The sequence below is a fragment of the Fictibacillus sp. EA-CB0309 genome, from assembly GCF_055814265.1.
Window position 1 is genome coordinate 2,592,091 of the sequence record NZ_CP169271.1, and the last position, 26,116, is coordinate 2,618,206.

At 39.8% G+C, this 26,116-nt stretch carries 21 protein-coding genes, 5 pseudogenes and 2 riboswitches; of the genes and pseudogenes, 10 read left to right on the forward strand and 16 right to left on the reverse strand.

Annotation, left to right across the window (positions count from 1 at the left end; genetic code table 11):
* Positions 1-109: 109 nt before the first annotated feature.
* Positions 110-976, reverse strand: coding sequence for a YitT family protein (locus tag ACEWFH_RS14480; RefSeq protein WP_473724548.1), 867 nt, complete (start codon positions 974-976; stop codon positions 110-112).
* Positions 977-1,133: 157 nt separating this feature from the next.
* On the opposite strand from ACEWFH_RS14480, the pseudogene ACEWFH_RS14485 reads away from it, so the two are divergent.
* Positions 1,134-1,996 (forward strand): annotated as a pseudogene (locus ACEWFH_RS14485) (DegV family protein).
* Positions 1,997-2,052: 56 nt separating this feature from the next.
* On the forward strand, positions 2,053-2,190 hold the full coding sequence (locus tag ACEWFH_RS14490) for a hypothetical protein (protein WP_473724549.1): 138 nt from the start codon (positions 2,053-2,055) through the stop codon (positions 2,188-2,190).
* 37 nt (positions 2,191-2,227) lie between these two features.
* Here the strand turns inward: ACEWFH_RS14490 and ACEWFH_RS14495 are convergent, their stop codons facing one another.
* Positions 2,228-3,361: a histidine kinase N-terminal domain-containing protein gene (locus ACEWFH_RS14495; protein WP_473724550.1), complete on the reverse strand. Its 1,134-nt coding sequence runs from the start codon at positions 3,359-3,361 to the stop codon at positions 2,228-2,230.
* A 161-nt stretch (positions 3,362-3,522) separates the two neighbouring features.
* Between ACEWFH_RS14495 and ku the strand changes: the two are divergent.
* The 3 genes and pseudogenes from ku to ligD all read left to right on the forward strand — a co-directional run bounded on the left by ku (position 3,523) and on the right by ligD (position 6,252).
* Positions 3,523-4,403 (forward strand): annotated as a pseudogene (ku, locus tag ACEWFH_RS14500) (non-homologous end joining protein Ku).
* Positions 4,400-5,224, forward strand: coding sequence for an ATP-dependent DNA ligase (locus ACEWFH_RS14505; RefSeq protein ID WP_473724551.1), 825 nt, complete (start codon positions 4,400-4,402; stop codon positions 5,222-5,224). Before ku ends, ACEWFH_RS14505 begins: the two are co-directional and overlap by 4 nt.
* Before the next feature lie 287 nt (positions 5,225-5,511).
* Positions 5,512-6,252, forward strand: coding sequence for a non-homologous end-joining DNA ligase (gene ligD / locus ACEWFH_RS14510; RefSeq protein ID WP_473727310.1), 741 nt, complete (start codon positions 5,512-5,514; stop codon positions 6,250-6,252).
* 35 nt (positions 6,253-6,287) lie between these two features.
* On the opposite strand, the gene ACEWFH_RS14515 is transcribed toward ligD, so the two are convergent.
* The 7 genes and pseudogenes from ACEWFH_RS14515 to ACEWFH_RS14545 all read right to left on the reverse strand — a co-directional run bounded on the left by ACEWFH_RS14515 (position 6,288) and on the right by ACEWFH_RS14545 (position 12,984).
* The gene (locus ACEWFH_RS14515; RefSeq protein ID WP_473724552.1) at positions 6,288-6,410 is read right to left on the reverse strand and encodes a hypothetical protein; all 123 of its coding nucleotides are present in this window, start codon (positions 6,408-6,410) and stop codon (positions 6,288-6,290) included.
* Between the two features lie 66 nt (positions 6,411-6,476).
* Entirely contained in the window at positions 6,477-7,499 is a 1,023-nt protein-coding gene (locus ACEWFH_RS14520) for a LacI family DNA-binding transcriptional regulator (RefSeq protein ID WP_473724553.1), read from the reverse strand.
* A gap of 415 nt (positions 7,500-7,914) precedes the next feature.
* Positions 7,915-9,225, reverse strand: a complete 1,311-nt coding sequence (locus ACEWFH_RS14525) for an alpha-amylase family glycosyl hydrolase (RefSeq protein ID WP_473727311.1) — start codon at positions 9,223-9,225, stop codon at positions 7,915-7,917.
* A gap of 75 nt (positions 9,226-9,300) precedes the next feature.
* Positions 9,301-9,435 carry a hypothetical protein gene (locus ACEWFH_RS14530; RefSeq protein WP_473724554.1) on the reverse strand — a complete coding sequence of 45 codons (135 nt, stop codon included), beginning with the start codon at positions 9,433-9,435 and terminating at the stop codon, positions 9,301-9,303.
* 30 nt (positions 9,436-9,465) lie between these two features.
* Positions 9,466-10,302 (reverse strand): sugar ABC transporter permease, encoded by an 837-nt coding sequence (locus tag ACEWFH_RS14535; protein ID WP_473724555.1) that lies wholly within the window; start codon positions 10,300-10,302, stop codon positions 9,466-9,468.
* A 1-nt stretch (position 10,303) separates the two neighbouring features.
* A complete protein-coding gene (locus tag ACEWFH_RS14540; RefSeq protein ID WP_473724556.1) occupies positions 10,304-11,566 on the reverse strand; it encodes a carbohydrate ABC transporter permease in 1,263 nt (420 codons plus the stop codon).
* Positions 11,567-11,719: 153 nt separating this feature from the next.
* A pseudogene (locus tag ACEWFH_RS14545) lies at positions 11,720-12,984 on the reverse strand (extracellular solute-binding protein).
* 338 nt (positions 12,985-13,322) lie between these two features.
* Between ACEWFH_RS14545 and ACEWFH_RS14550 the strand changes: the two are divergent.
* Entirely contained in the window at positions 13,323-15,047 is a 1,725-nt protein-coding gene (locus ACEWFH_RS14550; protein WP_473724557.1) for a glycoside hydrolase family 13 protein, read from the forward strand.
* Positions 15,048-15,506: 459 nt separating this feature from the next.
* Entirely contained in the window at positions 15,507-16,862 is a 1,356-nt protein-coding gene (locus ACEWFH_RS14555; RefSeq protein ID WP_473724558.1) for an MATE family efflux transporter, read from the forward strand.
* A gap of 42 nt (positions 16,863-16,904) precedes the next feature.
* Here ACEWFH_RS14555 and asnB read toward each other — a convergent pair.
* A pseudogene (gene asnB / locus ACEWFH_RS14560) lies at positions 16,905-18,749 on the reverse strand (asparagine synthase (glutamine-hydrolyzing)).
* Positions 18,750-18,907: 158 nt separating this feature from the next.
* Between asnB and ACEWFH_RS14565 the strand changes: the two are divergent.
* Positions 18,908-19,315: an AI-2E family transporter gene (locus ACEWFH_RS14565; protein ID WP_473724559.1), complete on the forward strand. Its 408-nt coding sequence runs from the start codon at positions 18,908-18,910 to the stop codon at positions 19,313-19,315.
* Positions 19,276-19,995 (forward strand): AI-2E family transporter, encoded by a 720-nt coding sequence (locus tag ACEWFH_RS14570; RefSeq protein WP_473724560.1) that lies wholly within the window; start codon positions 19,276-19,278, stop codon positions 19,993-19,995. Before ACEWFH_RS14565 ends, ACEWFH_RS14570 begins: the two co-directional genes overlap by 40 nt.
* Positions 19,996-20,197: 202 nt before the next feature.
* Here the strand turns inward: ACEWFH_RS14570 and ACEWFH_RS14575 are convergent, their stop codons facing one another.
* The 6 genes and pseudogenes from ACEWFH_RS14575 to ACEWFH_RS14600 form a co-directional block, all read right to left on the reverse strand.
* Positions 20,198-20,734, reverse strand: coding sequence for a 1,2-dihydroxy-3-keto-5-methylthiopentene dioxygenase (locus ACEWFH_RS14575; protein ID WP_473724561.1), 537 nt, complete (start codon positions 20,732-20,734; stop codon positions 20,198-20,200).
* Entirely contained in the window at positions 20,712-21,377 is a 666-nt protein-coding gene (locus tag ACEWFH_RS14580) for a methylthioribulose 1-phosphate dehydratase (RefSeq protein ID WP_473724562.1), read from the reverse strand. The genes ACEWFH_RS14575 and ACEWFH_RS14580 overlap by 23 nt, the downstream gene beginning before the upstream one ends.
* Positions 21,374-22,045 carry a 2-hydroxy-3-keto-5-methylthiopentenyl-1-phosphate phosphatase gene (locus ACEWFH_RS14585; protein WP_473724563.1) on the reverse strand — a complete coding sequence of 224 codons (672 nt, stop codon included), beginning with the start codon at positions 22,043-22,045 and terminating at the stop codon, positions 21,374-21,376. Before ACEWFH_RS14585 ends, ACEWFH_RS14580 begins: the two co-directional genes overlap by 4 nt.
* Entirely contained in the window at positions 22,042-23,283 is a 1,242-nt protein-coding gene (locus ACEWFH_RS14590) for a 2,3-diketo-5-methylthiopentyl-1-phosphate enolase (RefSeq protein WP_473724564.1), read from the reverse strand. The genes ACEWFH_RS14585 and ACEWFH_RS14590 overlap by 4 nt, the downstream gene beginning before the upstream one ends.
* Positions 23,284-23,360: 77 nt before the next feature.
* Positions 23,361-23,480, reverse strand: a riboswitch (SAM riboswitch).
* 91 nt (positions 23,481-23,571) lie between these two features.
* On the reverse strand, positions 23,572-23,694 hold the full coding sequence (locus tag ACEWFH_RS14595) for a hypothetical protein (protein WP_473724565.1): 123 nt from the start codon (positions 23,692-23,694) through the stop codon (positions 23,572-23,574).
* Positions 23,695-23,780: 86 nt separating this feature from the next.
* Positions 23,781-24,945: pseudogene (locus ACEWFH_RS14600) on the reverse strand (aminotransferase class I/II-fold pyridoxal phosphate-dependent enzyme).
* Positions 24,946-25,051: 106 nt separating this feature from the next.
* Between ACEWFH_RS14600 and ACEWFH_RS14605 the strand changes: the two are divergent.
* Positions 25,052-25,834: a carbon-nitrogen family hydrolase gene (locus ACEWFH_RS14605; RefSeq protein WP_473724566.1), complete on the forward strand. Its 783-nt coding sequence runs from the start codon at positions 25,052-25,054 to the stop codon at positions 25,832-25,834.
* Between the two features lie 104 nt (positions 25,835-25,938).
* Positions 25,939-26,105: riboswitch (SAM riboswitch) on the forward strand.
* Positions 26,106-26,116: the final 11 nt, after the last annotated feature.

Here is a 26,116-nt window from a genome sequence, read left to right on the forward strand (position 1 = left end):
TATATGGTGAATTTATTGAAAAGATTCATAAATAAAAACACGGTATGGATCTTGTCCATACCGTGTGTACAAAAATGATGAATTTGTAATTGTCTGGGGTCTGTCCCCCTTAGTCATTTCGGAAGAAGCCATAGATGCCAGTCGTGTGAACAATATTAGTAAAGGCATTTGGATCGACTTCTTTTAGCACTTGCTCCAGGTCATATAGTTCATAACGAGTAATGACGATGATAAGCATTTCTTTGTCTTGCTTCGAAAATGCCCCTCTAGCAGGAACAATCGTGATTCCACGAACCATTTTACCATGGATGGCTTCTTGAATCTCTTTTCCTTTTTTCGTAACAATCATAGCGGTTAACTTTTCGTGACGCGTATGTACGGCGTCGATTACTCGAGAAGATACGTATAGTGCAACAAGGGTGTATAGCGCCTTTTCCCAACCGAAAAGAAATCCAGCAGCAAGAATGATTAATCCATTAAGAACGAAAAAGTAGCCGCCGATTGGTTTGTTTTTCATTCTAGATAAAATCATCGCAATGATATCTAGTCCTCCAGTAGATGCACCGTACTTTAATGTAATTCCTACACCTAACGCAGCGATTACTCCTCCAAACACAGCATTCAGTAAAATATCGGATGAGACAACGGTTATCGGGATGATCTCCAAGAAAGCAGTTATCATGATAACACTTAAGAAGCTGTATATCGTAAATGACTTTCCTACTTTCAACCAACCTAAGATCGTAACCGGAATATTAAATAATAAGTACAGAATACCAGTACTAATAGGAAAAGCCGTATTAACGAGCAAAGAGGATATGAGCTGTGAAACCCCTGTAAATCCACTCGCATAAACTTTTGCCGGTATTAAGAACATGTTTAGAGAAACGGCATTCAATAATGAGCCTACAATGATGAAAAAGATTTTCTTTAACTCTGTTATACCAAGATCGCTTAAGCGAAAACGTTCTGTCATGTGTATGGGTCCCTCCTTTCTTAATCCAAAATTCATTTTTAACAGAAAAGGATATACCCCGTCAATAGCCAAATGAGCTATTTTTTATACATGATCATTGCCTTTTCATTCCATCACAAGTTAAACTATAGAAAAAAGCCAAGCAGGTGAAATAATAATGACTACGATAATTACCGATACAGGTTCAGATTTACCTAAACAGATTTTGGATGAGTATGAAATATCAATGCTCCCTTTAATTGTACAGGTAAATAATGAGGAGTTTCTTGACCGATCGAACATAGAACCGAAGCAGCTATATACATACATGAAGGAAGGCTCTGTTCCAAAAACCGCACAAGTCCCTCCATCCATCATAAAAGAAACGTTAACCTCTTATGCTAGAAATGGACAACCCGCTATCTATGTAACCCTGTCATCCGGCATAAGCGGCACATATCAGACAGCTGTACTTATGAAAAACGAAGTGCTTGAAGAATATCCTGACGCTCAAATTGAAGTTTTTGATAGTCAAGCTGCATCATTAGGGTATGGCTTAATGGTTTATGAAGCAGCCAAAGAAGCGAAAGATGGCAAATCGTTTGATGAAATTATACATACTCTTCAACACTACAGAAATCATCTTGAACATATTTTTACCGTTGATGACCTTGAATATTTATTACGTGGCGGCCGAGTGAGTAAAACAGCGGCAGTAATGGGTACTCTTTTGAAAATCAAACCTGTTTTACATATGGAAGATGGCAAGCTATTCCCTTTAGAAAAACTACGAGGCAAGAAAAAGTTCTTGGCCGTATGGTAGAAATTATGAAAGAGCGCGCCACGTCACTTCATGACATTACAATCGGGATCAGTCACGCGGATGATACAGAAACAGCCCAAGCTTTAAAAGAACTTATCATTGAAGAGACCGGAAACAAAAACATCTTAATTACGATGATCGGCTGCGCAATTGGCGCTCATGCTGGTCCAGGAACAATCGCGTTATTCTTTTTAAATACACCTAAAAAAGTTTCTTAAAACATTATGAATAAACGTCTACCTTCTGACAGATGTTAGTGACAGGAGGGATATTCATGACACATCGTAATACTAAAGACAACAATAAACGCCCAGAAGATAATCAGGCAATGAATCAATTGAAGAATGAAGCAGAATTAGAAAGTAAGCAAAAAGGTAAACAGCCTTATTCTAAAGAGCCTGATCATCTATAAAAAGACATATTAAAAAGCCCCTAAATCAGGGAGCTTTTTAGATTGTCGGAAATGTAATTGTAAAACACGTGAAGTCTTCTTCAGAACATACTTCGATTGTTCCGTTGTGCTTTTCAACGATCTGTTTACAAACAGAGAGACCAAGCCCCGTCCCGAGAGACTTCGTTGTAACAAACGGCTCGAATACGTTTTCGAGCAGATAATCAGGAATAGGATTACCGTTGTTGCAGATCGCTAATTCTACGGTTTGATCATCTTGCCTTATTAATGAAACCCTGATCTTTCTTTCTCCGTTCCATCCGCTTAGCTCTTCCACAGCGTTAACAAGGATATTTAATAACACTTGCTTGATCTGTGCGCTATCACCTTCAATTAGAGCTTCTTCACAGAGCTCTGTACTCGTAACAATGTTCGCTTCCGTAAACCGAGGATACATAAACTCCATCATCTCATGCAGCAGAGAAGTTAACGGAACTTTTTCAAGCTTATCTTCTAAGCCTCTCATTTTTGATAAATAAAGAAACTGAGTGATTTTTTCTTCAAGACTTTGCATCTCATTTTGAATAATTTCGAAATAATACTGAGATTGATCTGTTTTTTCCAGTTCTTTTTGCAGCAGGTAAATGAAACCTTTTACAGATGTTAGCGGATTCCGAAATTCATGTGCAAAGCTTGCTGCAATCTGACCTAACATGGTTAATCGATCATGATGCATCTCTTGTATGAATTGATTTTTCCGATCGATAATTGAATCCTTAAGTGCTGTGTATTCTTTCACACTTAAAAATACAAGCTGATCAAAATAGCGCTGCATTTTTAATACACCATCGCCTTTTGCTTGGTCATTTAACAATGAACACATTAATAGCTCATATACGATGCTTCGTCCAACATTGATGTTGTGGACAAAGTCCCCTACGTTTGCTTTCGCTTCAATCCGCTCTTTTGCGATCTTGCTTGTTAATGCATGCAATCTCTCAAGTGACCCTGTTTCCAAATAGTTAATCAGTTCTATAATCGTTTGATGGCCGTTCTTTTTTACTTCTTCATAGAAAGGGTCATTTTGAGGCAACAGTACTCTTTCCAGCCATTTTTCCACAATGCTTGATTTTTGTTCGCATAAAAAATAAGCGAGTTCTGTATTTGTTTTTGTGTTTGTACTGCTATCCAATATAATCACCCTTTAAATAAAACAAATTCTTCCCCCATTATGAATGAAATTGTATATTTCTACAATGCATTGTCGAAATCTGTATAAACCATGGAAAAATATACATGATGTACTTCAGTATGGAGAAACTATTCATAAATGATTTTGAAAGGATGGTTTCCATGCATACGATGTGGAAGGGTGCCATCAGCTTCGGTCTAGTTAACATACCGATTAAGCTGTTTGCTGCCACTGAAAATAAAGATATTAAGATGAGGTATCTTCACGAAAACTGCCATAGTCCTGTTCAGTATGAAAAGATCTGTCCAGTTTGTGAAGAAACGGTAGATTCAAAGGAAATTGTAAAAGGATATGAATACGAACCTGGAAAATTTGTTGTAGTTGAAAAAGAAGAATTAGACGAATTGGCAGGTGTATCTGATAAATCCATAGAAATCATTGATTTTATCCAGTTAGAAGAGATCGATCCCATTTTTTATAATCGTTCTTATTTTATTGGTCCTGGAGAGAATGGAATTAAATCATTTGCTTTGTTAAAACAAGCGATGGAGGATACCGGAAGATTGGACTTGCTAAATTCACTCTAAGATCCAAGGAACATCTTGCTGCAGTACGTGTTTATAAGAATGGTCTTGTTCTGGAAACGATTTTTTATCCAGATGAAGTTAGAAATGTTGACCATGTACCTGGTTTAACAGACGATGTTTCTCTAAATGAAAAAGAAGTTGAGATGGCAATACAGCTGATCGAACAATTAACATCTCCGTTTGAACCAGAAAAATATGAAGATGAATACCGTGAAGCCGTTCTGGAATTGATCAACAGCAAGATTTCTGGTGATGAAGTAAAAGTAGCTAAAGAAAAACCAAAAACTAATGTCGTGGATCTTATGGAAGCACTTCAAGCTTCCATTAATGAAAATAAAGGGAAAGAAACTGCCGATAAAGAAAAGAAAACGAAAGAAGCGTCTTCTAAGAAAAGTTCCGATGAAACAAAACCAAAAAAGAAAAAATCATCCGCAAAAAAGAAAGCTAGTTCATGATCCATACGTTTTTAAAACCAATGCTCCCTTCTCTATCAACCGATTTACCTAAAGGTGAGAATTGGGTATATGAAGTAAAATATGACGGGTTTAGGTGTCTTTTATACTGGGACGAGTCCTCCATCATCATGACTTCTAGAAACGGTCACGCCCTTCACACTATTTTCCCAGAGATACCTGACCGTTTAAAACAGTTTCAAGAGAACATTAAACACCTCTTTCCCCTTTTGGTGGACGGAGAGCTTTGTATACTTGAAAATCCTTTTAAGGCGAACTTCGAACAGATTCAAAAAAGAGGAAGACTCAAACAAAGCGACAAAATTTTAAAGGCATCTGAACTCTATCCTGCTTCTTTTTGTGCGTTTGATCTGCTTGCGATGGAAGGCAAGTATATCTATCAGCAGCGCTTTTGGGAAAGAAAAGAAAAGTTGCAGCATTTCCTTCAAAATCTTGATGTTAATACGAATGACGTATCGCCTGCAAGCTGTATGAATTATGTCCCATTTACACCAGATATAGAAGAGATAGAGACGACAGTACGTACATACAACTGCGAAGGAATAGTCGCAAAGGATATGACTAACAAATGGTCTACTGGAGTAAGGTCAAACAAATGGATTAAAGTGAAAAACCTTAAAATAAAAACATTTTTTATCCTTGGCTATGATACGGAGAACGGCTTTTTTCATGTAGGTGTTATTAAAGATCAAACGGTTTTCTTTGCAGGCTTGTTTTCTCATGGAATTTCTCCTGAAGAAAAAGAAGCATTAATTCAGATTGTGAAAAAAATCAAAACGGAAAGTCAGGTACTCTTATTTTGATAGAACCTTCCATATGCGTAGACCTTTCTTATTTGGAGCTGTATAAGAATCAACTAAGACAGCCTAGGTTTGTTTCTTTCCGGTTTGATGTAAATTGGGAGGAATGCACATGGGAAAACCTGCAAAAGGACAATTAAACCTAAACGTTTACGGTGAAGTTGTCACATTAACTAGCCCTGATAAGCCTCTTTGGCCGGAGCTCTCTATCGTAAAAGTAGAATATATAAACTATTTGACTCAAATGGCTCCCAATATGCTCCTTTTTAAGAAATCGTGCTTTAACCGTTATCAGATATCCCCACGGTGTTGGCGATGAGCGGTTTTATCAAAAAAACTGCCCAGATTATGCTCCATCCTTTGTAAACACCGTAAAGGAAGATGATATCAATTATATTGTGTGCAATAACTTGCCGACGTTATTGTGGCTCGGAAATCAGCTTGCATTTGAATTTCATATTCCCTACCGAACATCTAGTACCAGTTACCCCTCCGAAATCGTAATGGATTTAGACCCGCCATCCAGAAATGAATTTCATTTATCAGTAGAGGCAGCTCTTATGATCAAAGAAATTTGCGACAAGTTAAACCTTACTACATTTATTAAGACTAGCGGTAATAAAGGCATGCAAATTTATATTCCGCTTCCAGAGGATCGGGTCACTTTTGACGATTCCCGCATATTTACAGAGTTCCTCGCACATTATTTGATTCAACAAGAGCCTAAATGGTTTACGATTGAACGTTTGAAAAAGAACCGAGGAAACAGATGTTATGTTGACTATATTCAGCATGCGGAAGGCAAAACGATTATCGCTCCGTACTCAGTAAGAGGAAATGAGGATGCACTTGTCGCAACCCCACTTTACTGGCATGAGGTGAATCAGTCGTTAAGACCCCAAATGTTCCCTTTAAACGTAATAAATGACCGATTAAAAGAAGTTGGGGATCCATTTAAAGACTTTTTCAAAGCCAAAAGTAATCAGCCAATACTGCCTGTAATAAAAGCACTCAAAGAAAAAAGCCTCTAAGGAGATAAGAGAACCTATCTTCTTGAGGCTTTAATTTAGTGGAAGTGGTTGATTTCCGTTCCAGGTGCTCGCTTTCCGCGGGGTAGGCGGTGAGCCACATTCGTACGTTTCACGTATAAGTGTCTCACCTGCCCGCCTGTCCCGCAGGAGTCTCCCACCTTGCACTCCAATCAACTATCATAGGTGACAAAATCTGAAAGCAACAATCTTTTAGAAAAGAGCCTTTATTTAACACTGCTGCATGTTTGTCGTTTTACTAATTCAAACGGCACTACAACTCGCTTTGCTGGTTTTTCCGGTGCGTGAATGCATTCTAGCAAACCTTTTGCAGCTTCATAACCGAGCTTAAATATATTAATATCTACAGAAGTTAATGAAGGTGATGAAAGTTCGGATAACATAACATTATTAAAGCTTAACAATGATATATCTTCAGGAACACTTACACCAAGCTCATTTAAAGTGCTTAGTACACCAAATGACATAACATCATCAATCACTAGGAGTGCGGATGGAGGCTCTTTTAAAGCGAGAAGCTCTTTAACTGCCTCTTGCCCTCCTTCTTTTAAAAACTCTTCATGAACAATGTATTCGTCTTTGTAAGGAAGCCCTGCGTTTCGAATGGCTTTTTCATAGCCCAATAACCGGTCAATGGTTACCACTAGATTCAGATTCCCACCTACAAAACCAATTCGTTCATGTCCAAGTGAAATCAAATATTCCGTCATTTCTTGCGCGGCCTTAAAGTTATCATTATCAATATGAGTAATATTTTCCGCGTTCTTAAACGGCTTACCGATTACAGTAAACGGAAATTTCTGTTCTTGCAGATAGCACATGATCCTGTCATCCACACGGGAATATAACATAACGATCCCATCAACACGGCGCCCTTGCACCATACGGACAACACCTTCAAATATTTCGTCTTCCGTATTCCCCGTTGACATATATAGAGCATATTCTTGTTCGTGTGCAATTGTACTGATCCCTCTAATTACTTCAGGGAAAAAGGGATTTTGGAATGCTTTATCAGCTGAGCTTGGCATAACAAGTCCGATAGCCTGTGTGCTTCGGTTCGCTAAACTTCTAGCATTGAAGTTTGGATGATAGCCAAGATAGTCCATTGCTTCTTTAACTTTTCGTTTTGTTTTTTCTGATATGCGAGGGTTATTTGCGATTACCCTCGATACGGTAGATGGAGCAACATCTGCTAATTTTGCTACATCTTTTATCGTAACTGACATGATATAGTCCTCCTTTCAGACTATTTGGCTTAGTGTATACGCTTTCTTAATCCATCATAATTGTATAGAATTCCTAGTAAAAAGAAATATTAATTATGCACTGTTGCTCTGTCGTTCTTGAAAGTGGTTGATTTCCGTAACAGGTGCTCCCTTTCCATCGGGCAGGCGGTGAGACACATTCGTAACGTTTCACTTTTAAGTGTCTCACCTGTCTAGTTGCAGTGGCTAGCCCCTCGAGGTCAAAAGTTAAACGGTCATGAAGGCAAAGTGCGCCTTCTTAGCCCATTCACCTTTTGCTTGTCGGGGCTGAACGAGCCACTTCCACATTTCGGACTGCCCGCCTGTCCCGCAGGAGTCTCACACCTTTCACTCCAATCAACTAGACATGAAGAGATAGAAAAAAATTAAAAAATTTTCAAGATCGTTTCTTTCTTTTTAATAGATATAGGAAGATGCCGACTGCAGCTATTAGTCCAGCGGCTAGGAGATAAGTCATCCATTGAGCGTCAGCCTCTTGAACCGCATAAATCTGCGCTTTTTCTCCGTCTAGAGTCAGGTCCACTGCATTCTTCTTTACCTTAATCTCTTCATCTGATAACAGACTCACTAGCTTTTTATCTTTTAGATCTTCATCTGAAAATGAAATAGTATTTTTCTTTTTATCGTTGTTGTAGACGATATAGAGAGTTTCATCTTTATATGACCGCTTAAAGACAGCTGTTCCGTCTTTATCAACAATCATGGAATAATCTCCACGCCGGAGTGCAGGATGCTTTTGTCTAAGCTTCCCTAACTTTGCTGTAAAAGTCTCCATGTCCTTATTTTGCGAAAAATCCATCATACGGCGATTGTCCGGATCCTTCGCACCATCCATCATATGCTCTGTTCCTTGGTAAAGGATTGGAATTCCAGGAGCTGTGTACAGATAGGTTAATGCCATCTTAAGTCTATTCTCCGGATCTTCTTGCTTCAATAGCACTTCACGAACAAATCGGATGTTATCATGATTATCAATAAAGTTTCCTAACATATAAGGATCTTCATAGTAAAACTTGTTTCGTTCCCATACCGAATTTAGCTCAGAAAGTGATTGTCCGCTTTGTCTAAAAATACGAACCATTTCATTAAACAAAGGATAATCAACAAACGATTCAATTCCTGCTTTTTTGTAATCTGCGATATATCTTGGATCGTTGTGCCACACTTCCCCAATCAAATAAAAGCCAGGCTTCGTTTGCTTCACCCGTTCAGAGAATTCCTTCCAAAAATCTTTAGGAACGTGTTTTACCGTATCTAAACGATAGCCATCAATATCCGTTTCCTTAATCCAATACTCCGCCATATCTAAAAGGTAATCCCGTGTTGCTTTATTCTCTGTATTTAGATCAGGCAAGCCTGCGAGCCAACCGTTTTCAACTTCTTGTTGGTTATCCCAGTTGCCGATCTCCATCTGTGGATGGAACCAGTCTTTCTTGGACGTCTCATTTAACCAAGGATGCTGATAGCCTGTGTGGTTTACGACTAAATCTAAAATCACTTTAATGTCTCGATCATGTGCATTTTTCACTAACTTCTTTAAATCTTCCTTAGAACCAAAATGCTCTTCTGTTTCATAAAAATCCTCAGTCCAATAACCGTGGTACCCTTTTGGCTCGTTTTTAACGACTGGTGTCAGCCAGATGGCTGTTACACCTAGGTCATTTAAATAATCCAGCTTTTCTGTAATTCCTTAAAGTCACCGCCGTGATATGCGGCAGGATCATTCAAATCAACGTCAAAGTCATTACTTTTATCTCCATTATTAAACCTGTCTACCATAATAAAGTAGATGGTTTCGTCTTTCCATAATCGCTCTTCCTTTTTTCTGCGAGCGCTTTATTTTGAACAGATAAAAAAGAAGAAACGCTAAGCCTAAGAACATAATTCTTTTGCCCATCGCCGTTCCTCCTTTAATGCGGTGCTGTTTTTAACCTTTTGTACCGCCGGCTGTTAATCCAGAGATAAAGTAACGCTGCAGTGATAAGAAAAGCAGACCGATCAGGATTGCAACTAATACAGAACCTGCTGCAAATAGTGTAAAGCTGTTTCCAAATTCATTCTTAATCATGTTAAACAGACCAACCGCAAGTGTCATCTTTTCATCAGAACTGATTAAAATGGAAGCCAAGATAAAATCAGCAAACGGTGAAATGAAACTAAATAGTGCGATTACCGCTAGAATTGGTTTTGATAGCGGAAGAATGATCTGCCAAAAGATACGGAAGTGACCAGCACCATCAATACGTGCAGATTCATCCAATTCTTTTGGAATTGTATCGTAATAGTTCTTCGCTAAGTACGTGTTCATCGGAATTAATCCACCCACGTAAACAAGAATTAATGCAAAGTGTGTATCAAGCAAGCCTACTTGGTATGCAAGGATATAGATTGCAAGGATTGCAACGAATTGCGGAATCATCTGTAAAATCAAGAAAAGCAACAATCCGTTCTTACGTCCAACAAACTTGTATCTAGAAAATGCATAAGCAGTAAGGCCAATAAAAATTACAGATAGAACCATTGTGATAAAGCAAATTTTCAGCGTGTTCCAGTACCAAATCAGGTAATCCGTTTCAGCAAATAGCTTTTTATAATGAGCTAATGTTGCATTCTCAGGAATAATAGTTGAACTTGATAAAGTGTTACCTGGGTTGAAGGAAGATCCAATAACCCAGAGAATCGGATAGATAACGATCCCAATAGCCGACAATAAAACAAGATAGGACAGAGTTAAACGTATTCTTCTTGCTGTTTTTATACTCATATTAAATCATTCCTTCGTCCTTAAATGATTTCGTTTTTCTAAATTGCCATAGGGCAAGTGAAACGATGATCAACGATAACAATACGGTTACAGCTGCAGCCTTGCTATATTGAGCTGAAGTCATCGTTAAGTTATAGATCCATGAGATCAGGATGTCTGTCCCACCTGCATTTTGATCAGCTACTGCAGGACCACCATTATTAAATAGATAGATAACGTTAAAGTTATTAAAGTTAAACGTGTATTGTGTGATTAAGATTGGTGCTGTTGTAAATAAGATCATTGGCAGTGTAATCTTACGGAATTTATCCCAGTTTGATGCCCCATCAACTGTAGCTGCTTCATACAATTCACCAGGAATAGACTGAAGTACACCCGTCGTCATCGCCATAATGAACGGGAAGCCAAGCCAAGATTGAATAAAGATAAGAGCAATCTTTGTGTAGAAAGGATCTGTCATCCAAGGTATGGAATCGATTCCAAGTGGTGCTAAAATCGATTGGTTGATTGCTCCAAATGTGTCATTGAACAAACCTGAGAAAATTAAGATCGATACGAATGCTGGTACTGCCCATGGCAAGATCAGCAGCGTTCTGATAACACCTTTAAACTTGATTTCCTTTTGGTTTAAAACAACCGCTAAGAAAATACCTACTGAAACTTGAAGCGTTGTTGCAGTAAACGTCCAGATAATTGTCCAAGCAAATACAGATATAAATGTTTCACGCCAAATATCTAATGAGAAAATTTCAATAAAGTTCTTAAACCCTACCCAATCAACTAGTTTCGCTGGTGGAGAGTTATATAGGTTATAGTTCGTAAAGGCCAGAAGCAACATGAAGATGATTGGGAAAATTACTACGAAAATTAATAATAAAAATCCAGGACCAACCATTAAGTATGGGAATCCTTTGTCGACTACATTGTGGTATTGCTCTTTCAATGTGCTTAGTTTCAAACCGTTATCGCGCTTTTTCCCATTCTGGAAAGCATCATAAAGGTTAAAGGAATAAAATCCTAACCCGATCCCTACTACGAGTATCGAAATTACCCCGTTTACTAACAAGAATATGGAGTGATCTCGAGGCACTTCTGTACCAAGTGTTACAATTCCCCAAAGTCCGATATTTAGAAAATCCAGAAACGCAATAAAATAACATGCTGCTAAAATTAAGAATGCGAAACCTTTAACAAATTGTTTGTTATAAAATTGCCCCATTCCTGGAATGATGGACAGCAAAGCTGCCGTCTTACGATGTGTCATTACAGGGTTCCCCTTTCTTTTGCCCACTAACTGTTTTGTGTTTTGTTCGAAAGATCTTAGGACCCATTCATAAGCAAAATCTTTCCAACAAACACAATAGTTAGAGAAAGCAGTACCCGCGACTTTAGGGTACCGCTTTCCTCTAATTACTTATTACTTGCTGTGGTTTGCTTTAATGTTTTGTCCAATTGTTTTTACTGCACTGTCTAGAGCAGCTTTTGGCTCAGACTTACCAGTTGCAGATAATTGAAGTGCGTTTGCAGCTGGAGCCCAAACTTCTGCCATTTCAGGAATGTTAGGCATTGGAACTCCACGTTCTGATTGAACTGCTACAGCTTTAGCTGCTTCGTTGTCTGCAATGATTGGGTCCTCCATAAGAGATACAACTGGAGGGATTTCTGCTGTTTTCTCGAAACGAGTTTTAGCACTCTCTTCGTTTGTGATGAACTCAACTAGCTTTGCAGCCCATTCTTTGTTTTCAGAGAATTGGCTTACGTTGTAACCTTTAACTCCGATAAATGTTTTTACATACTCACCGTTTGGAAGCTTAGGCATTGGTGCAACACCGATATCGATGCCAGCATCTTTGTAGCCTTGGAAAGACCAAGGACCGTTCATTACAGAAGCAACTTTACCTTCTTGGAAAAGTCCGTCGATTGTTTGTCCAGCTTTTTCACCAATGATACCTTTAGGGAATAATCCATCTTTGTACCAGCTAGTGATGTAACCTAATCCTTCAACAGCACCTTCATTAGCAAGACCAAGGTCTTGAGGATCTAGAGTACCGTTGTCGTCTTTAAATACGTAGCTTCCGTATCCAGAAAGAACACCGTTAGCAAAGTAGAAGTCAGTCCAGTTTGCAAGGAATCCGTATTGTGCTCCACCTTTGTCACCTTTAGAGAATGCAAGTACATCGTCTAAAGATTCTGGTGCTTCTGGCATTTGCTTTTGTTGTAGATGAATACTGGTGTTTCAGTTGACTTTGGAAGACCATAAAGGTTTCCGTCATATGTTAATGCGTTAATTGAAGATTCAGTGTAAAGCTTTGTAACATCCTCAGAAATTTCGATTGGTGCGATAAGTCCTTCGATTGCCAAAGGTCCTACACGGTCATGAGGAGTTGTGATAACGTCTGGTCCTTTTTTAGCTGGTCCGTCAAGACGAAGCTTTTCTTGCTGGTCAAGCATCGGAATTTCTTTCATTTCAACTTTGATTCCGTATTTCTCTTCAAACTTTTTGATAGCGTCTTGAGTACCAGCACCTTTTTCCTGGTCTTCCCAAATTACTAATTTTTCAGGCTTGTCTGCAGCCTTTTCTTTCTTACCGCCAGTAGATGAGCTGTCATCTTGCGGTCCGCAAGCAGCTAGAGCACTTGCAGCTAGAGCAAAAGTTAAAGGTAATGCTAATAACTTTTTCATCAAATTGTACCCCCTATTGTAATTAGAAATTCGAAGCATACAAACGTTTGCACAGATTAGCAAAAAAATGATTTTCTGTCTTTTTATGAAGTTTTTTGCCGTTTATGAAAACGATTGCATTACGTGCTCAATTTCATTATACCTATGCTTTGAATTTTTACAATACTTTTTTAATTATTTTTGTTTTCGCTTTCATTTCCCTTGATTTTTCATTTGTAAGCGGTTTATACTATCACCATTACAAGTTGAAGGCAATGTACGATCCTTTAGGGGTACAACCTAGTTTTTATAGGTTGTGCCCTATTTTTATTTTTAGAATAAGGAAGGGAGATATTTATATGTTAAAAGAAGCAATCTATCACAGAGCAGGTAATAACTACGCGTACGCTTATGATGAGAAGACACTTCACATCCGTCTGCGCACCAAAAAAGGAGACGCCGATTCAGTCTCATTAATCCATGGAGATCCTTATGATTGGACGGAGGAAGGCTGGCAAACGTCTAGTGCTCCAATGGTATTAAGTGGTACAGATGAATATTTCGATTACTACTTTATTGCGATTCAGCCTCCTTACCGCCGTTTGCGTTATGGATTTGAACTGAAGAGCGGCCGTGAAACACTGATCTATACAGAAAAAGGTTTCTATAATGAAGCACCATTTGATGACACGGCTTATTATTTCTGTTTTCCATTCTTAAATGCGATTGATGTTTTCCGTGCTCCTTCATGGGTAAAAGACACCGTTTGGTACCAAATCTTCCCTGAACGTTTTGCAAATGGAGACAAGAGCAACGATCCTGAGGGTTCTCTCCCGTGGGCAAGTGAAGAACCTAAGTTTAATAACTTCTTCGGTGGAGATTTTCAAGGTGTGATCGATCACATTGACCACCTCGTAAAGCTTGGTGTAACAGGGATCTACTTCACTCCTATCTTTAAAGCAAAATCTAACCACAAGTATGATACGATCGATTATTTAGAGATTGATCCACAGTTTGGAGATAAAGAAACGTTTAAGGAATTAGTAAAGGTATGCCACGAGAACGGAATAAAAGTAATGCTTGATGCTGTGTTCAATCATAGCGGCTATTATTTTGAACCGTTTCAGGATGTATTAAGAAATCAAGAGAATTCTCTTTATAAAAACTGGTTCCATCTAAGAGAGTTTCCAATTCAGACAGAACCGCGTCCAAATTATGATACGTTCGCATTTGTGGCAGACATGCCAAAACTAAACACAGAAAACCCTGAAGTCCGTGAATATTTGTTAAAGGTTGCCCGCTATTGGGTTGAGGAGTTTGACATCGATGGGTGGAGACTTGATGTGGCCAATGAAGTGGACCATTCCTTCTGGAGAGAATTCAGAACAGCTGTTAAATCAGTAAAACCTGAAGCATATATTTTAGGAGAAATCTGGCATGATTCGATGAACTGGCTTCAAGGCGATCAGTTCGATGCCGTAATGAACTATCCATTTACAAATGCAGCACTCGATTTTGTAGCGAAAGAAACAATCGATGCAAAAGTCTTCGCTGAGAAAATGACTTCTGTGCTCCACATGTATCCTGAAAATGTAAACGAAGCAGCGTTCAATCTGTTAGGTTCACATGATACGAAGCGTGTTCTAACATTCTGTGAAGAAAATAAAGATAAGATGAAGCTGCTTTTCCTTTTGATGCTTACGTTTAAAGGAACACCTTGTATTTATTACGGTGATGAGATCGGCATGACGGGTGGTAATGATCCTGGCTGCAGAAAATGTATGGAATGGGATGAAACGAAACAAGACTTAGAGCTTTTCGGTCACATTCAATCTCTGCTTTCGCTTCGTAAAGAACATAAGGTTTTAGCAAACGAAGGTGAAATCAAGTTTGTTTCTGCAGAAGGGCAAACTCTTGTTTATGAAAGATCCACTGAAGATGAAAGCGTGCTGATTCTTTTAAATGCAGGAGAAAAGAATACTGAGCTTTCAATTGAGATTCCTGAAGGTTACGTCCACCTTTTCGGGTCATCATTTGAAGGATCATTGCCTGCATATGGTTTCAGCATGTACAGAAAAAATTAATAATTTATTTATAGTAGTTGATCTCAATAAGAGACTTTTGTTTTTGGAGGTTTGTTGAGACTTGCCTCATTGAAAAGTTGCTTGAAGTGGAAGATGCGAGACTCCTGCGGGACAGGCGGGCAGTCCGAAAAGTGGAAGTGGCTCGTTCAGCCCCGACAAGCAAAAGTTAAATGGGCTAGGAAGGCGCACTTTGCCTTTTAGACCATTTAGCTTTTGACCTCAAGGGGCTAGCCACTTCAACTAGACAGGTGAGACACTTAAAAGTGAAACGTTACGAATGTGGCTCACCGCCTGCCCGCGGAAAGCGAGCATCTGTAACGGAGAGCAACCGCTTTACAAAGACTACAAAGCACAATCTACCACCCCTTACCCTAAAAAGTAAGGGGACTTTATTTCAGTGACTTAACTTTCCTGCTACAATAGGAAAATATTCAATCAACACGATGGAGAGGGATGTACATGAAAGGAAACAAAGCCGCTAAGCTTTCCCTTTTTGCCATTACGTGGCCTATCTTTATAGAAATTATGCTTCATATGTTAATGGGTAACGCAGATACACTCATGCTTAGTCAATATTCGGACCATTCAGTGGCTGCAGTTGGCCTTACCAACCAGCTGTTATCTATTGTAATCGTCATGTTTGGTTTTGTTGCTACAGGAGCAAGTGTCGTCATCGCGCAAGCAATCGGCGCTAAGCTGGAAAGAACTGCAGCTGAAGTAGCCGTTGTTGCTATTATGGGTAACCTGCTTTTCGGTTTGCTCTTAAGTGCTGCATTACTGATTTGGGGAGATGTATTTTTAAGATGGATGAATACGCCACCTGAATTGATGGAAGATGCCTCAAGCTACTTGTATATTGTTGGCGGGTTCTCATTTATTCAATCTGTCATTATGACGATTGGAGCCGCTATCAGAAGTTATGGATTTACGAAAGATGCGATGTACGTCACGATCGGCATGAATATTTTAAACGTATTTGGTAACTATTTATTTATCTTTGGAGCGTTCGGCTTTCCTGTCTTAGGTGTTGAAGGTGTAGCGATCTCGACTTCTGTCAGCCGTTTTCTAGGTTTAGTTGTGATTCTTTATCTATTATTTAAGCGATCTTCTATACCTCTTCCCTTTGCGAGCTCTATTAAATTGTTCCCTCTGCATATTAAGAGCGTACTAAAAATCGGATTGCCTTCTGCTGGCGAGCACCTTTCGTACAGCGGATCCCAAATGTTGATTACGTTTTTTATTACGCTGCTCGGAACAACTGCGCTTACAACAAAGGTATACACGTTTAATATCATGATGTTTATCTTCCTTTTTGCTGTTGCGATCGGGCAAGGTACTCAGATTTTAATCGGTCATTTAATTGGGGCTAAATCGTATGACTCAGCTTATAAAATGTGTATAAAAAGCCAGACTTATGCCATGATCATCAGTTTCCTGATGGCAGGGGTGGCTTCTCTTTTTGCAAAACCCCTTCTTTCCATCTTTACGGATAATCCTGAGATAATAAAAGAAGGTACCCTATTGTTGTATTTAACATTGTTACTCGAACCTGGCCGTTCTTTTAACCTTGTTATTATTTCTAGTTTACGTGCAGCAGGTGATGTTAAATTTCCGGTTGTGATGGGCGTCATTTCTATGTGGGGTGTGAGTGTGCCGCTTGCCTACCTTCTAGGCATTACGTTTGATTTAGGTTTAGTAGGGATTTGGCTTGCGTTTACAGCAGATGAATGGCTTCGAGGATTGTTCATGCTGTCGAGGTGGCGAAATAGAAAATGGCAAAAGCAATATATTGTACAAAGCGAAGCAACCGCATAAATACGGAAAAACCGGAGAACATGACGTTTTCCGGTTTTATTTTTAATCGATGATATTAATATTATAATCGGTTAACCAGCTATCAATCTGCGCAAGATGCGCCATTAGCTGTGGTCCTGTCATCAGCTGGCCAAACCACGGTTCTTTGAATGTTTCTCCATTTGTATCAATGATCTCTTGAACTCGTTTGCGGTTCAGCACTTCAAAAAGAGGCGAATCCTTTTTCGAAACAATAGATTGCAGCCAGTCTTTTACCCCATTCGTGTAATCCGGATGGAACGTTTTTGGATACGGGCTCTTTTTACGATACAATACATCTTTCGGAAGAACTCCAGTTAATGCTTTTCTGAGAATTCCTTCTCTCTTCCGTCCAACATCTTCATGTCCCAGGGAATGTTCCATGCATATTCTACAATTCTATGATCTGCAAACGGTACCCTTACCTCTAATGAAGCTCCCATACTCATTCGGTCTTTTCGATCTAATAGTGTCGTCATAAACCAAATCATATTCAGATAAAAGATTTCACGACGTCTTGCTTCTATCTTTGTTTCTCCATCTAGTGCTGGTGTTTCTTTCACCGTTTCTTCGTATCTTTGATGAACATAAGATGCTAGATTCAGTTTTTTAGACCATGAGTCTTGTAAAAGATTTTGGCGAGCTTCTGTAGAACGCATCCATGGAAACATCGGACGGTTCAAGAGTTCTTCCTTATGAAACCAAGGATATCCTCCAAAGATCTCATCTGCACATTCACCTGATAGTGCAACAGTTGATTGCGGTTTAATCTGCCTGCAGAACCACAATAGTGATGAATCTACATCAGCCATACCAGGCAAATCACGAACAGTGACTGCTTCACGCAAATGATTAATTAGTAATTCATTATCGATCACACAGCTATGGTGAACAGAGCCCGTCGCTTCCACCATCTGATTGATCCAGAACGCATCTGAGTTCGGCTGGTAGTCGCTTGCTTTAAAATATTTATCGTTGTCTACATAGTCGATGCTGAACGTGTGAAGTTCACCTTTATTTTCTTCTTTAAAATAATTTGCCGCTATTGCAGTTATAGCACTTGAGTCCAGTCCCCAGAAAGGAACGTACAAACGGGTACATCTGCTATTAATTGCCGAGTAACTGCGTCATTTACGAGATATTTTACATTTTCAATCGTATCATGGAGCGAATCTTGGTGCGGTTTACTCTCAACGTTCCAATAACGCCAAATCTTCAGTCCGTTTTTGTATACGTTGCCGCATGAGCAGGACGCAGCTCCTTTATTCCTTTATAAACACCGTTCCCTGGTGTACGAGATGGTCCAAGGCCGAAAACTTCCTGCAATCCTTCCCGGTCAACTTCAGCCTTGATTTCAGGATGAGCTAAAATCGATTTAATTTCAGAAGCAAACAGAAACATGCCGCCTTGTTCTGTGTAAAAGAACGGCTTTACTCCTAGACGGTCACGTGCGACAAATAAGCTTTGTTTCTCTTCATCCCAGATGCCGAACGCAAAGATTCCGTTGAATTTTTCAATACAGCTTTCTCCCCATTCGATATAGGCTGTTAGAAGAACTTCGGTGTCAGAATGACCTTCGAATCGGTAGCCTCTCTGTAAAAGCTCTTTCCGAAGATCTTCTGTGTTGTACAATTCACCGTTGTAGCAAAGTGTATAATTTGTTTTGTTCTTAGACCTTGTCATTGGCTGAACGCCGCCTTCAATATCTACAACGGCTAATCTAGCATGACCAAAGCCTGCATGTGTAGTGCTCCAAACATTAAGTGCGTCTGGTCCTCTTTTCGATAATGGTGTGGCCATTTTAATTAAAATGTTCTTTTCATTAATGAGGTTACGATTCCAATCTGCCCAACCCGTTATTCCGCACATTGGTTTCATCCTTTCTGTACAAACTCCATTTCTAGTACGCATGCCCATTACTCAGCATATGCTTTCATCCTTGTACGGGTGTTACTGAAATATTTGTGCAAGTTCTTCCAAGTTGTATATAATGAATACATATTTCAGAAGATAAAGGTGATTATTGGATGCCACAGTCGAAGTTTTTTCGTATCGGTTACGGTTTGCTCCTCATTTTTCTTATTATTTTAGTCGGAACAAAGATTGATTTTATTTTCAGACCCATCGTCGTACTTGTACAAACGCTATTCTTTCCGTTTTTACTAGGCGGTGTTCTCTACTATTTGTTCCGTCCCGTTGTTCAGTTTTTACATAAACGAAATGTTCCAAAGGTATTATCCATTCTGCTCATTTATTTGCTCGCAATCGGACTTTTTGTACTATTGTTCTATTCCATTGGTCCGGTCCTGCAAAGACAGGTAAGTAATTTAGTAGAAAATACCCCGGCTTTGATTGACGCTATTCGTTCAAAACTGAATGATCTTCAGCAAAACGAATGGATAAATCGTTTCAGGAAAGTGAACAGTTTGATGTAAAAGAGATTTCTGATAAAGTATCAGCTTACCTGTCCAACAGTGCTCAAACGATTGGAACGAACATCGCAAACTTTATCGGAATCATTACGAACATTATTATGATTTTTGTTACGGTTCCGTTCATTCTTTATTACATGTTAAAAGAAGGCGAAAAGGCACCACAAATGGTGCTGCAAACGTTGCCTGAAAGACAGCGCAATAATGGAACAAAAATACTAAAAGATATGGATATTGCGTTAAGCTCGTATATTCAAGGTCAAATCTTAGTCAGTGTTTGTGTAGGAACCATGCTTTACATCGGATACCTGGTGATTGGGATTGAGTACTCTCTTATACTGGCTATCATCGCTATGTTTACAAATGTTATCCCTTTCCTTGGACCTATCATCGGTGTTGTGCCAGCACTGATCGTAGCAATTGTAGACTCGCCAGCGATGGTCATCAAAGTACTTGTCGTGATGGTGATTGCTCAGCAAATCGAAGGAAATGTTATCTCACCTCAAGTGATGGGTAAAAAGCTCGACATCCACCCGCTTACCATCATTTCGATCTTGCTTGTTGCTGGAAGCCTTGGAGGTTTACTCGGATTAATATTAGCCGTTCCCGTATATGCCGTATTAAAAGTAATTGCGTTGCATACGTACCGTTTGATTAATTTGAGAAGAACGAAAGAATTATAGGATAAGTAAGAATAAGAGAAAGCACCGGCTGTAGTACCGGTGCTTTTTTGTGTGGATTGAAATCATAAATTTCATATGGCGCTCGTTCAGCGAGCATAAATGCCGCTGAACGAGCTTCCGACGTCATCTAGATTTATAGAAATAGGGTTACATTCTATAAAAAAGCACACCTTTCAAAAAGAAAAGGTATGCTTTATTATCATTACTTTGCTTCTTGTGGCTCTTTATCGTAGATCGGAACCCAGCCTTCTTTTGATTTGAAAATACGCACTGCTACAACTTTTCGGTCTTCTTGCAGTGTGAAGTAATGACGGAAGTTTTCTGGAACTGAGATCAAGTCCCCTGGCTCAAGTTCTACATCAAAGAATCTTCCATTTGGCCCTTCGATGGCAAAAATTCCGTGTCCTGAAACGATAAAGCGTACTTCGTCATCTGTGTGGTGGTGTTCTGCCAAGAAATTTTTCAGAAGTTCATCTAAGTTTGGTGTTGCGTCAGAAAGAGAAATAACGTCTTCAGTCACATAGCCTCTGCGCTCTGAAATATCGTCAATTTCGCTACGGAAAGTTTGAATCACTTCTGCTTTGTCCTCGTCGCTTAACGCGTAGTTCTCACGCAGGTGTGCTGGAAGTTTCTCAATGTCCCACTTTTCGTAAATAACTTCCTGCGAGTTTAGGTAAGCTTCTACTTCACTTTGGTTTTCAATTCTTTCGTTGTTATCATGAAATCTTAGTTGTGCCATTTTTTACGCCTCCAAATGAGTTATTTTTATTTAAGAAAGATAGAGTTTGCAGTTTTATGTGATACGAGAACAAAAACTCAAAAGCTTCTAAGTGTTTCTTCGCTTCGAATGCGTTTTTGCCCCATACGGTGATACCGTGATTTCGAATAAGTACAGCTTTCGTGTCAGGCTTTATTACCGCACCAACGGCTTCAGAGAGCTTTGTTAAATCTGCATAGTTTTCCACAATCGGAACCGTAATCTTCCCGTCTTCTTCCCAAATCCCGAATGCTTTTATGAGCTCCTGACCTTGGAATGTAATCTCCCCTTTATCTCCATACAGTTCAGAAATTAGGTTGTTGTCCACTGTATGAACGTGCAAACAGCAGCCAGCATCGGTTAATCGATACACTTCGCAATGAATACCTGTTTCTGCAGAAGCTCTCAGATTAGTTTCTTCGATAGAATTTCCATACTCATCAACTAAAAGAAAGTCTTCTGATGTACGCTTTGTTTTGTCTTTTCCGCTTGCTGATACGTAAAAGGCTAGGGGCGTGTCACTAACTTTAATAGATACGTTTCCACTTGTGCCTGGGAACCAATCTCGGGCAGCGAGTTCGTCTTTTACATCCGCAAGCTCATTCCAGCGCTGTTGTTTACTCAACTTTTTACACCTCGTTTCTCTAATGCATGAATGATGTCATGAAACGTTTCAAAAGGTGTGTATGAAATATGATTTTCCTCACATTTTTCAATCAGATAGTCTCTTGCAAACACTACGTCAGCCAATTTAGATGCTTGCAGATCGGTGATCGAATCGCCGATTACAATTTTCTCTGCATCATGGAACTGATCTTCTAATCGACGAATGACAGAAGGCTTACAGCAACCGCAGTCGTTATCACACAAATTATCACATGCGTTCGGCCAAAGAATTTTTATCGTGTCGCCGGAAAAGTCACTGGCATTGCAAATAATGTGTTCAGGCTCGATTTTATTTTCCAAGACTGGATGAACAAAAAAATCAATGCCGCCGCTTACGATATAAAGCGGAATATTTTCCTCTTTCGTAAAATTAATAAACTCCTGAAAGCCGTCTCTAATCTTGGAACGGGTTAATACGAATTCGATGATTTCCTGCTTTTTATCTGAAGAAATTCTGGAAAACATCTTTCCGACCCCTTCACGGATCGAGATATTTTCGCTTAGAATTTCCTGCACGATTGGCTGCCAGCCCTCAGGTGAAAATTCCTCCATGATCGCGACGATGTTATCCTTTTCGGTGACTGTCCCATCAAAATCACAAAAGATTACAGATTGATAGGTTGTCATTTTACCGGCACCCCGCCCCAAAGCTCTAGGGCTTTTTGTAGTTCAGGGTGTTTCTCAGCATAATGATCAAAGTCTTCACCTTTCACAACGGCATCTACAGCTTGGCGGAATGCTCGTGCACCACCTGCTGCTCCATCTGGATGCCCATGAATTCCCCCACCTGCGTTGATCACGCTGTCTACACCGAAGTCATTATATAAAACCGGCGTTAAACCTGGGTGGATCCCTGCTGATGGTACCGGGAATGACTTTTTCAGTGTAATATCATCTGTCGTCAATGCCTCTGCAATGCTTAACGTTTCATGGCGATCAAGCGCCACACTTCCATATGGAGATGGGAACAGTACCAGGTCGGCTCCTGCATAACGAAGCAGTTTTCCTAGCAAAACTGAATACCCAATTCCGTAAAGAGAAGATGATCCGATCGCTCCCGATAATGCGGGATGCGCCATAATTGGAAGCGGAATTTCTTTATCCTCTGCCAATTCTTGCAGGACGTCAGGACCGTAGGACAAAACGTTAAACAATAAAGCATTTGCTCCTAATTCTGCTGCACGTCTTGCTTTATCGCGAAGTTCACTTGTTCTGCCTGTCAGGTTTACCGCATAAAGCGTCTTTTCTCCTGTTCTACTGTGAACAGAATCTAATACTTTTTTAGCCACTCTGATTCTTTCTTCAAAAGGAGTAAGGTGATTTTCAAACAGAATTTCATCATCTTTCACAAGGTCTACTCCGCCTAAAGCCTGCTCATATAATTGCTGCTCGAAGAACGAAAGATCCTTTCCAAGAACTCCTTTAAATATGCTCATTACAAGAGGGCGATCATGAACACCAAGAATATCTCTTATGCCTGAAATACCGTATTTCGGACCCAGAAAACTTTGTTCTAGCTGTTTATCAAATTCTAAATCTACGAGCTTGATCTCACCGTCTAAAGAAAGCTTACCGAAAACGGTTGTGAGGATGGCCGGTAGATCGTTAGAAAAGTTGGCTGAAGGATACGAGATTTTTAACAATCCACGTGTTCTCTTGCTGCCTAAATACTGATCAGCAGCTGAATCCTCAGGAAGTTCAGTCACTTCTTCTACAATTCCTTTATGTTTTAAAAGCTGATCCCGCTCGAGCTGAGGAAGGTCTGTCCAGGATCCAACAGTCAGGCCTAGCGCGATTCCTTCTGCTTTTTTCTCTAGATTTCCTTTTTTGTCATGTACCAAATACGTCGCTGTAATTTTACTCATGTTGGTTTAACTCCTTTCAGACACACAAAAAGCCCCTTCACGAGGAAGAGGCGTCATAATATCGACAGTTCCGCTTCCTCTTATCTCTCAGCCTAATTATAAGGCTGCAAGAATTAGCACCGTTTTCAGCTAAATTATATAGCTGAATGGTTGCCGGGTTTCATCGGGCTAGTCCCTCCACCTGCTCTTAATAAGAGTGCAAATTGTTAGAATATAATTTTAATTGTGATTATGACAGGGCATGAAGAATCTGTCAACCAAAATTTTTAAAACTCTTTTCAGTAAGCTCTAACAGTTGTGAAAGCTGTTGATTTCAGGTGCTCGCTTTCCGCGGGGCAGGCGGTGAGCCACATTTGTGCGTTTCACTTTTAAGTGTCTCACCTGCCCGCCTGTCCCGCAGGAGTCTCCCACCTTACACTACAATCAACTCGTCAAAGTGGTATTTAAAAAAACGACTCTAAAACATTCTTTAGAAATGATTCTTCTCTAAAAAATTTTTAAAACAGCTTAGTGATTCGATCTGCCGCTTCAATCAAACGTTCTTCTGATGTCAAAAGACCTGCTCGGACATATTTGTCGCCTTCACTTCCGAATCCGATTCCTGGTGCGACTACAACATGTGCTTTTTCCAGCAAGTAATCTGCGAATGTTTCTGATGTGTATCCTTCTGGAACCGGAAGCCAGCAGAAGAACGATCCTTTTGGTGCTTCCACGTTCCATCCGTTTTCATTCAAACGGCCGATGAACGCATTACGGCGCCTTTCGTAAGTTTTCACTAATTCATCCACACATTCCTGTGATCCATTCAGCGCTTCTGCTGCCGCATGCTGCACCGCTCCAAACAAGCTCACATAAAAATGGTCTTGCAGCAGATTAATAGATTCGATAACAGATTCGTTGCCGACAGCAAACCCAACGCGCCATCCTGCCATGTTGTACGTTTTAGAAAGCGTATAAATTTCGATTCCTACATCCTTTGCTCCTTCAACTTGTAAAAAGCTAATAGGTTTATCCCCATCAAATCCGATCGCACCATACGCGAAGTCATGACAAACCAAAATATCATGTTTTTTTGCTATTTCGATCGTCTCTTCAAAAAATGCTTCACTGCCTACTCCAGCTGTCGGGTTATTCGGGTAATTTAAAAACATAAGTTTCGCTTCATCGAGCACTGAATCAGAAAGTTCATCATAACGGGGTAAAAATCGTTTTCTTGGCGAAGCGGCATCGTCTCCATTTTAGCACCTGCCATCGCTACACCTGACCAATAGTCTGGATATCCTGGGTCCGGAACGAGCGCAACATCCCCTGGGTTTAAATAGCACTGCGATAACTCTACTAAACCAACTTTCCCCCCAAAAAGAACAGCTACTTCTTTCTCAGGGTCTAGCGTCACACCATATTCTCGTTTATAAAAATCTGCAGCAGCCTGTTTCAAAAACCCATGTCCGCGAAACGGTGAATATTTATGAAATTCAGGTCTGTCAGCACCTTCTTTTAGAGCTTCAACAATATGTTGAGGCGTGGGCTGATCGGGGTTTCCTGTCCAAGATTAATAACGTCATATCCTTGTTCTACATAGTGAGATACTTTTTTTACAAGCTTTGCGAAAAATTGCTCTGGCAACTTCCCCATTACTTCTGCCTGCTCAAAACGTTTCATCTCCATCACTTCCAGTCTAATTTGAATGTTCTTGAAATTCTAATCAGTTATGTTATACGCTTAAAGAAATTCTGTAAAGACTTTTTTATACGATGGGGGTCCTGTTATGAAAATTGCCTGTATACAAGTAGATGTTCAGTTTGGCAATCCAGATAAAAATTATAAACATATCGAAAATAAAATACGTGAAGCGGTAAGTGAGCATCATCCTGATACGATTATACTGCCAGAACTTTGGGATACTGGATATGACTTAACTCGCTTAGATGAGATCAGTGATTACAATGGGAATCGTGCGAAAAAATGGTTAAGCAAACTATCGAAAGAGCTTAACATCAATGTTGTAGGCGGATCTGTCGCGTATCGTGACGGTAACGCTGTATACAATACATCACTTACCTTCAACCGAAACGGAGAGCATATCGGCACTTATTCAAAAGCTCATCTGATCACGCTTATGGAAGAAGAGAAATACATCTCACCTGGAATAAACATTAGTATGTTTACAATTGACGGCAATCTTTCAACTGCTGCGATCTGTTATGACATACGTTTTCCCGAGTGGATTCGTACGCCATTTGTAAATGGAGCAAAGATACTATTCGTTCCGGCACAATGGCCGATTCAAAGACAAACACACTGGAGAGCACTTCTTATTGCACGTGCTATTGAGAATCAATGTTATGTTGTCGCTTGTAACCGTGTTGGGAAAGATCCGAATAACACGTTTGCTGGACAATCCATGATTATCGATCCTTGGGGAGATATTATCGCTGAGGGATCTTCCCTTAACGAAGAGATTCTTACAGCAGATATTTCTCCGAGTTTAGTAGACGAGGTCCGTTTGAAGGTACCCGTATTTAACGATAGACGAATCGATCTTTACTAATTTTTTCTAAAATTTTGTGTTGACAGACCTTACTTCTACGTTGTAGTATAACGATTATGAATTGCGTGAATATTAACACGCCTTACAAAAACGAATAATTTGGTCTCTTATCAAGAGCAGGTGGAGGGATATGGCCCGATGAAACCCAGCAACCGACCGTAATACCATTGTGAGATGGGGCGCCCGCATTATACGGGGAGCCGCTGATATGATTTCAGCGTATGGCACGGTGTTAATTCCGGCAAAACAACATGTTTTGCTAAGATAAGAGGCGCGGGAGAA

Coding starts and splice junctions, on each gene's coding strand:
- ACEWFH_RS14480 (WP_473724548.1), bottom strand. CDS start 976: ATGACAGAACGTTTTCGCTTAAGCGATCTTGGTATAACAGAGTTAAAG.
- ACEWFH_RS14490 (WP_473724549.1), top strand. CDS start 2,053: ATGACACATCGTAATACTAAAGACAACAATAAACGCCCAGAAGATAAT.
- ACEWFH_RS14505 (WP_473724551.1), top strand. CDS start 4,400: ATGATCCATACGTTTTTAAAACCAATGCTCCCTTCTCTATCAACCGAT.
- ACEWFH_RS14520 (WP_473724553.1), bottom strand. CDS start 7,499: ATGTCAGTTACGATAAAAGATGTAGCAAAATTAGCAGATGTTGCTCCA.
- ACEWFH_RS14530 (WP_473724554.1), bottom strand. CDS start 9,435: ATGGGCAAAAGAATTATGTTCTTAGGCTTAGCGTTTCTTCTTTTTTAT.
- ACEWFH_RS14535 (WP_473724555.1), bottom strand. CDS start 10,302: ATGAGTATAAAAACAGCAAGAAGAATACGTTTAACTCTGTCCTATCTT.
- ACEWFH_RS14540 (WP_473724556.1), bottom strand. CDS start 11,566: ATGACACATCGTAAGACGGCAGCTTTGCTGTCCATCATTCCAGGAATG.
- ACEWFH_RS14550 (WP_473724557.1), top strand. CDS start 13,323: ATGTTAAAAGAAGCAATCTATCACAGAGCAGGTAATAACTACGCGTAC.
- ACEWFH_RS14555 (WP_473724558.1), top strand. CDS start 15,507: ATGAAAGGAAACAAAGCCGCTAAGCTTTCCCTTTTTGCCATTACGTGG.
- ACEWFH_RS14565 (WP_473724559.1), top strand. CDS start 18,908: ATGCCACAGTCGAAGTTTTTTCGTATCGGTTACGGTTTGCTCCTCATT.
- ACEWFH_RS14570 (WP_473724560.1), top strand. CDS start 19,276: ATGGATAAATCGTTTCAGGAAAGTGAACAGTTTGATGTAAAAGAGATT.
- ACEWFH_RS14575 (WP_473724561.1), bottom strand. CDS start 20,734: ATGGCACAACTAAGATTTCATGATAACAACGAAAGAATTGAAAACCAA.
- ACEWFH_RS14585 (WP_473724563.1), bottom strand. CDS start 22,045: ATGACAACCTATCAATCTGTAATCTTTTGTGATTTTGATGGGACAGTC.
- ACEWFH_RS14590 (WP_473724564.1), bottom strand. CDS start 23,283: ATGAGTAAAATTACAGCGACGTATTTGGTACATGACAAAAAAGGAAAT.
- ACEWFH_RS14605 (WP_473724566.1), top strand. CDS start 25,052: ATGAAAATTGCCTGTATACAAGTAGATGTTCAGTTTGGCAATCCAGAT.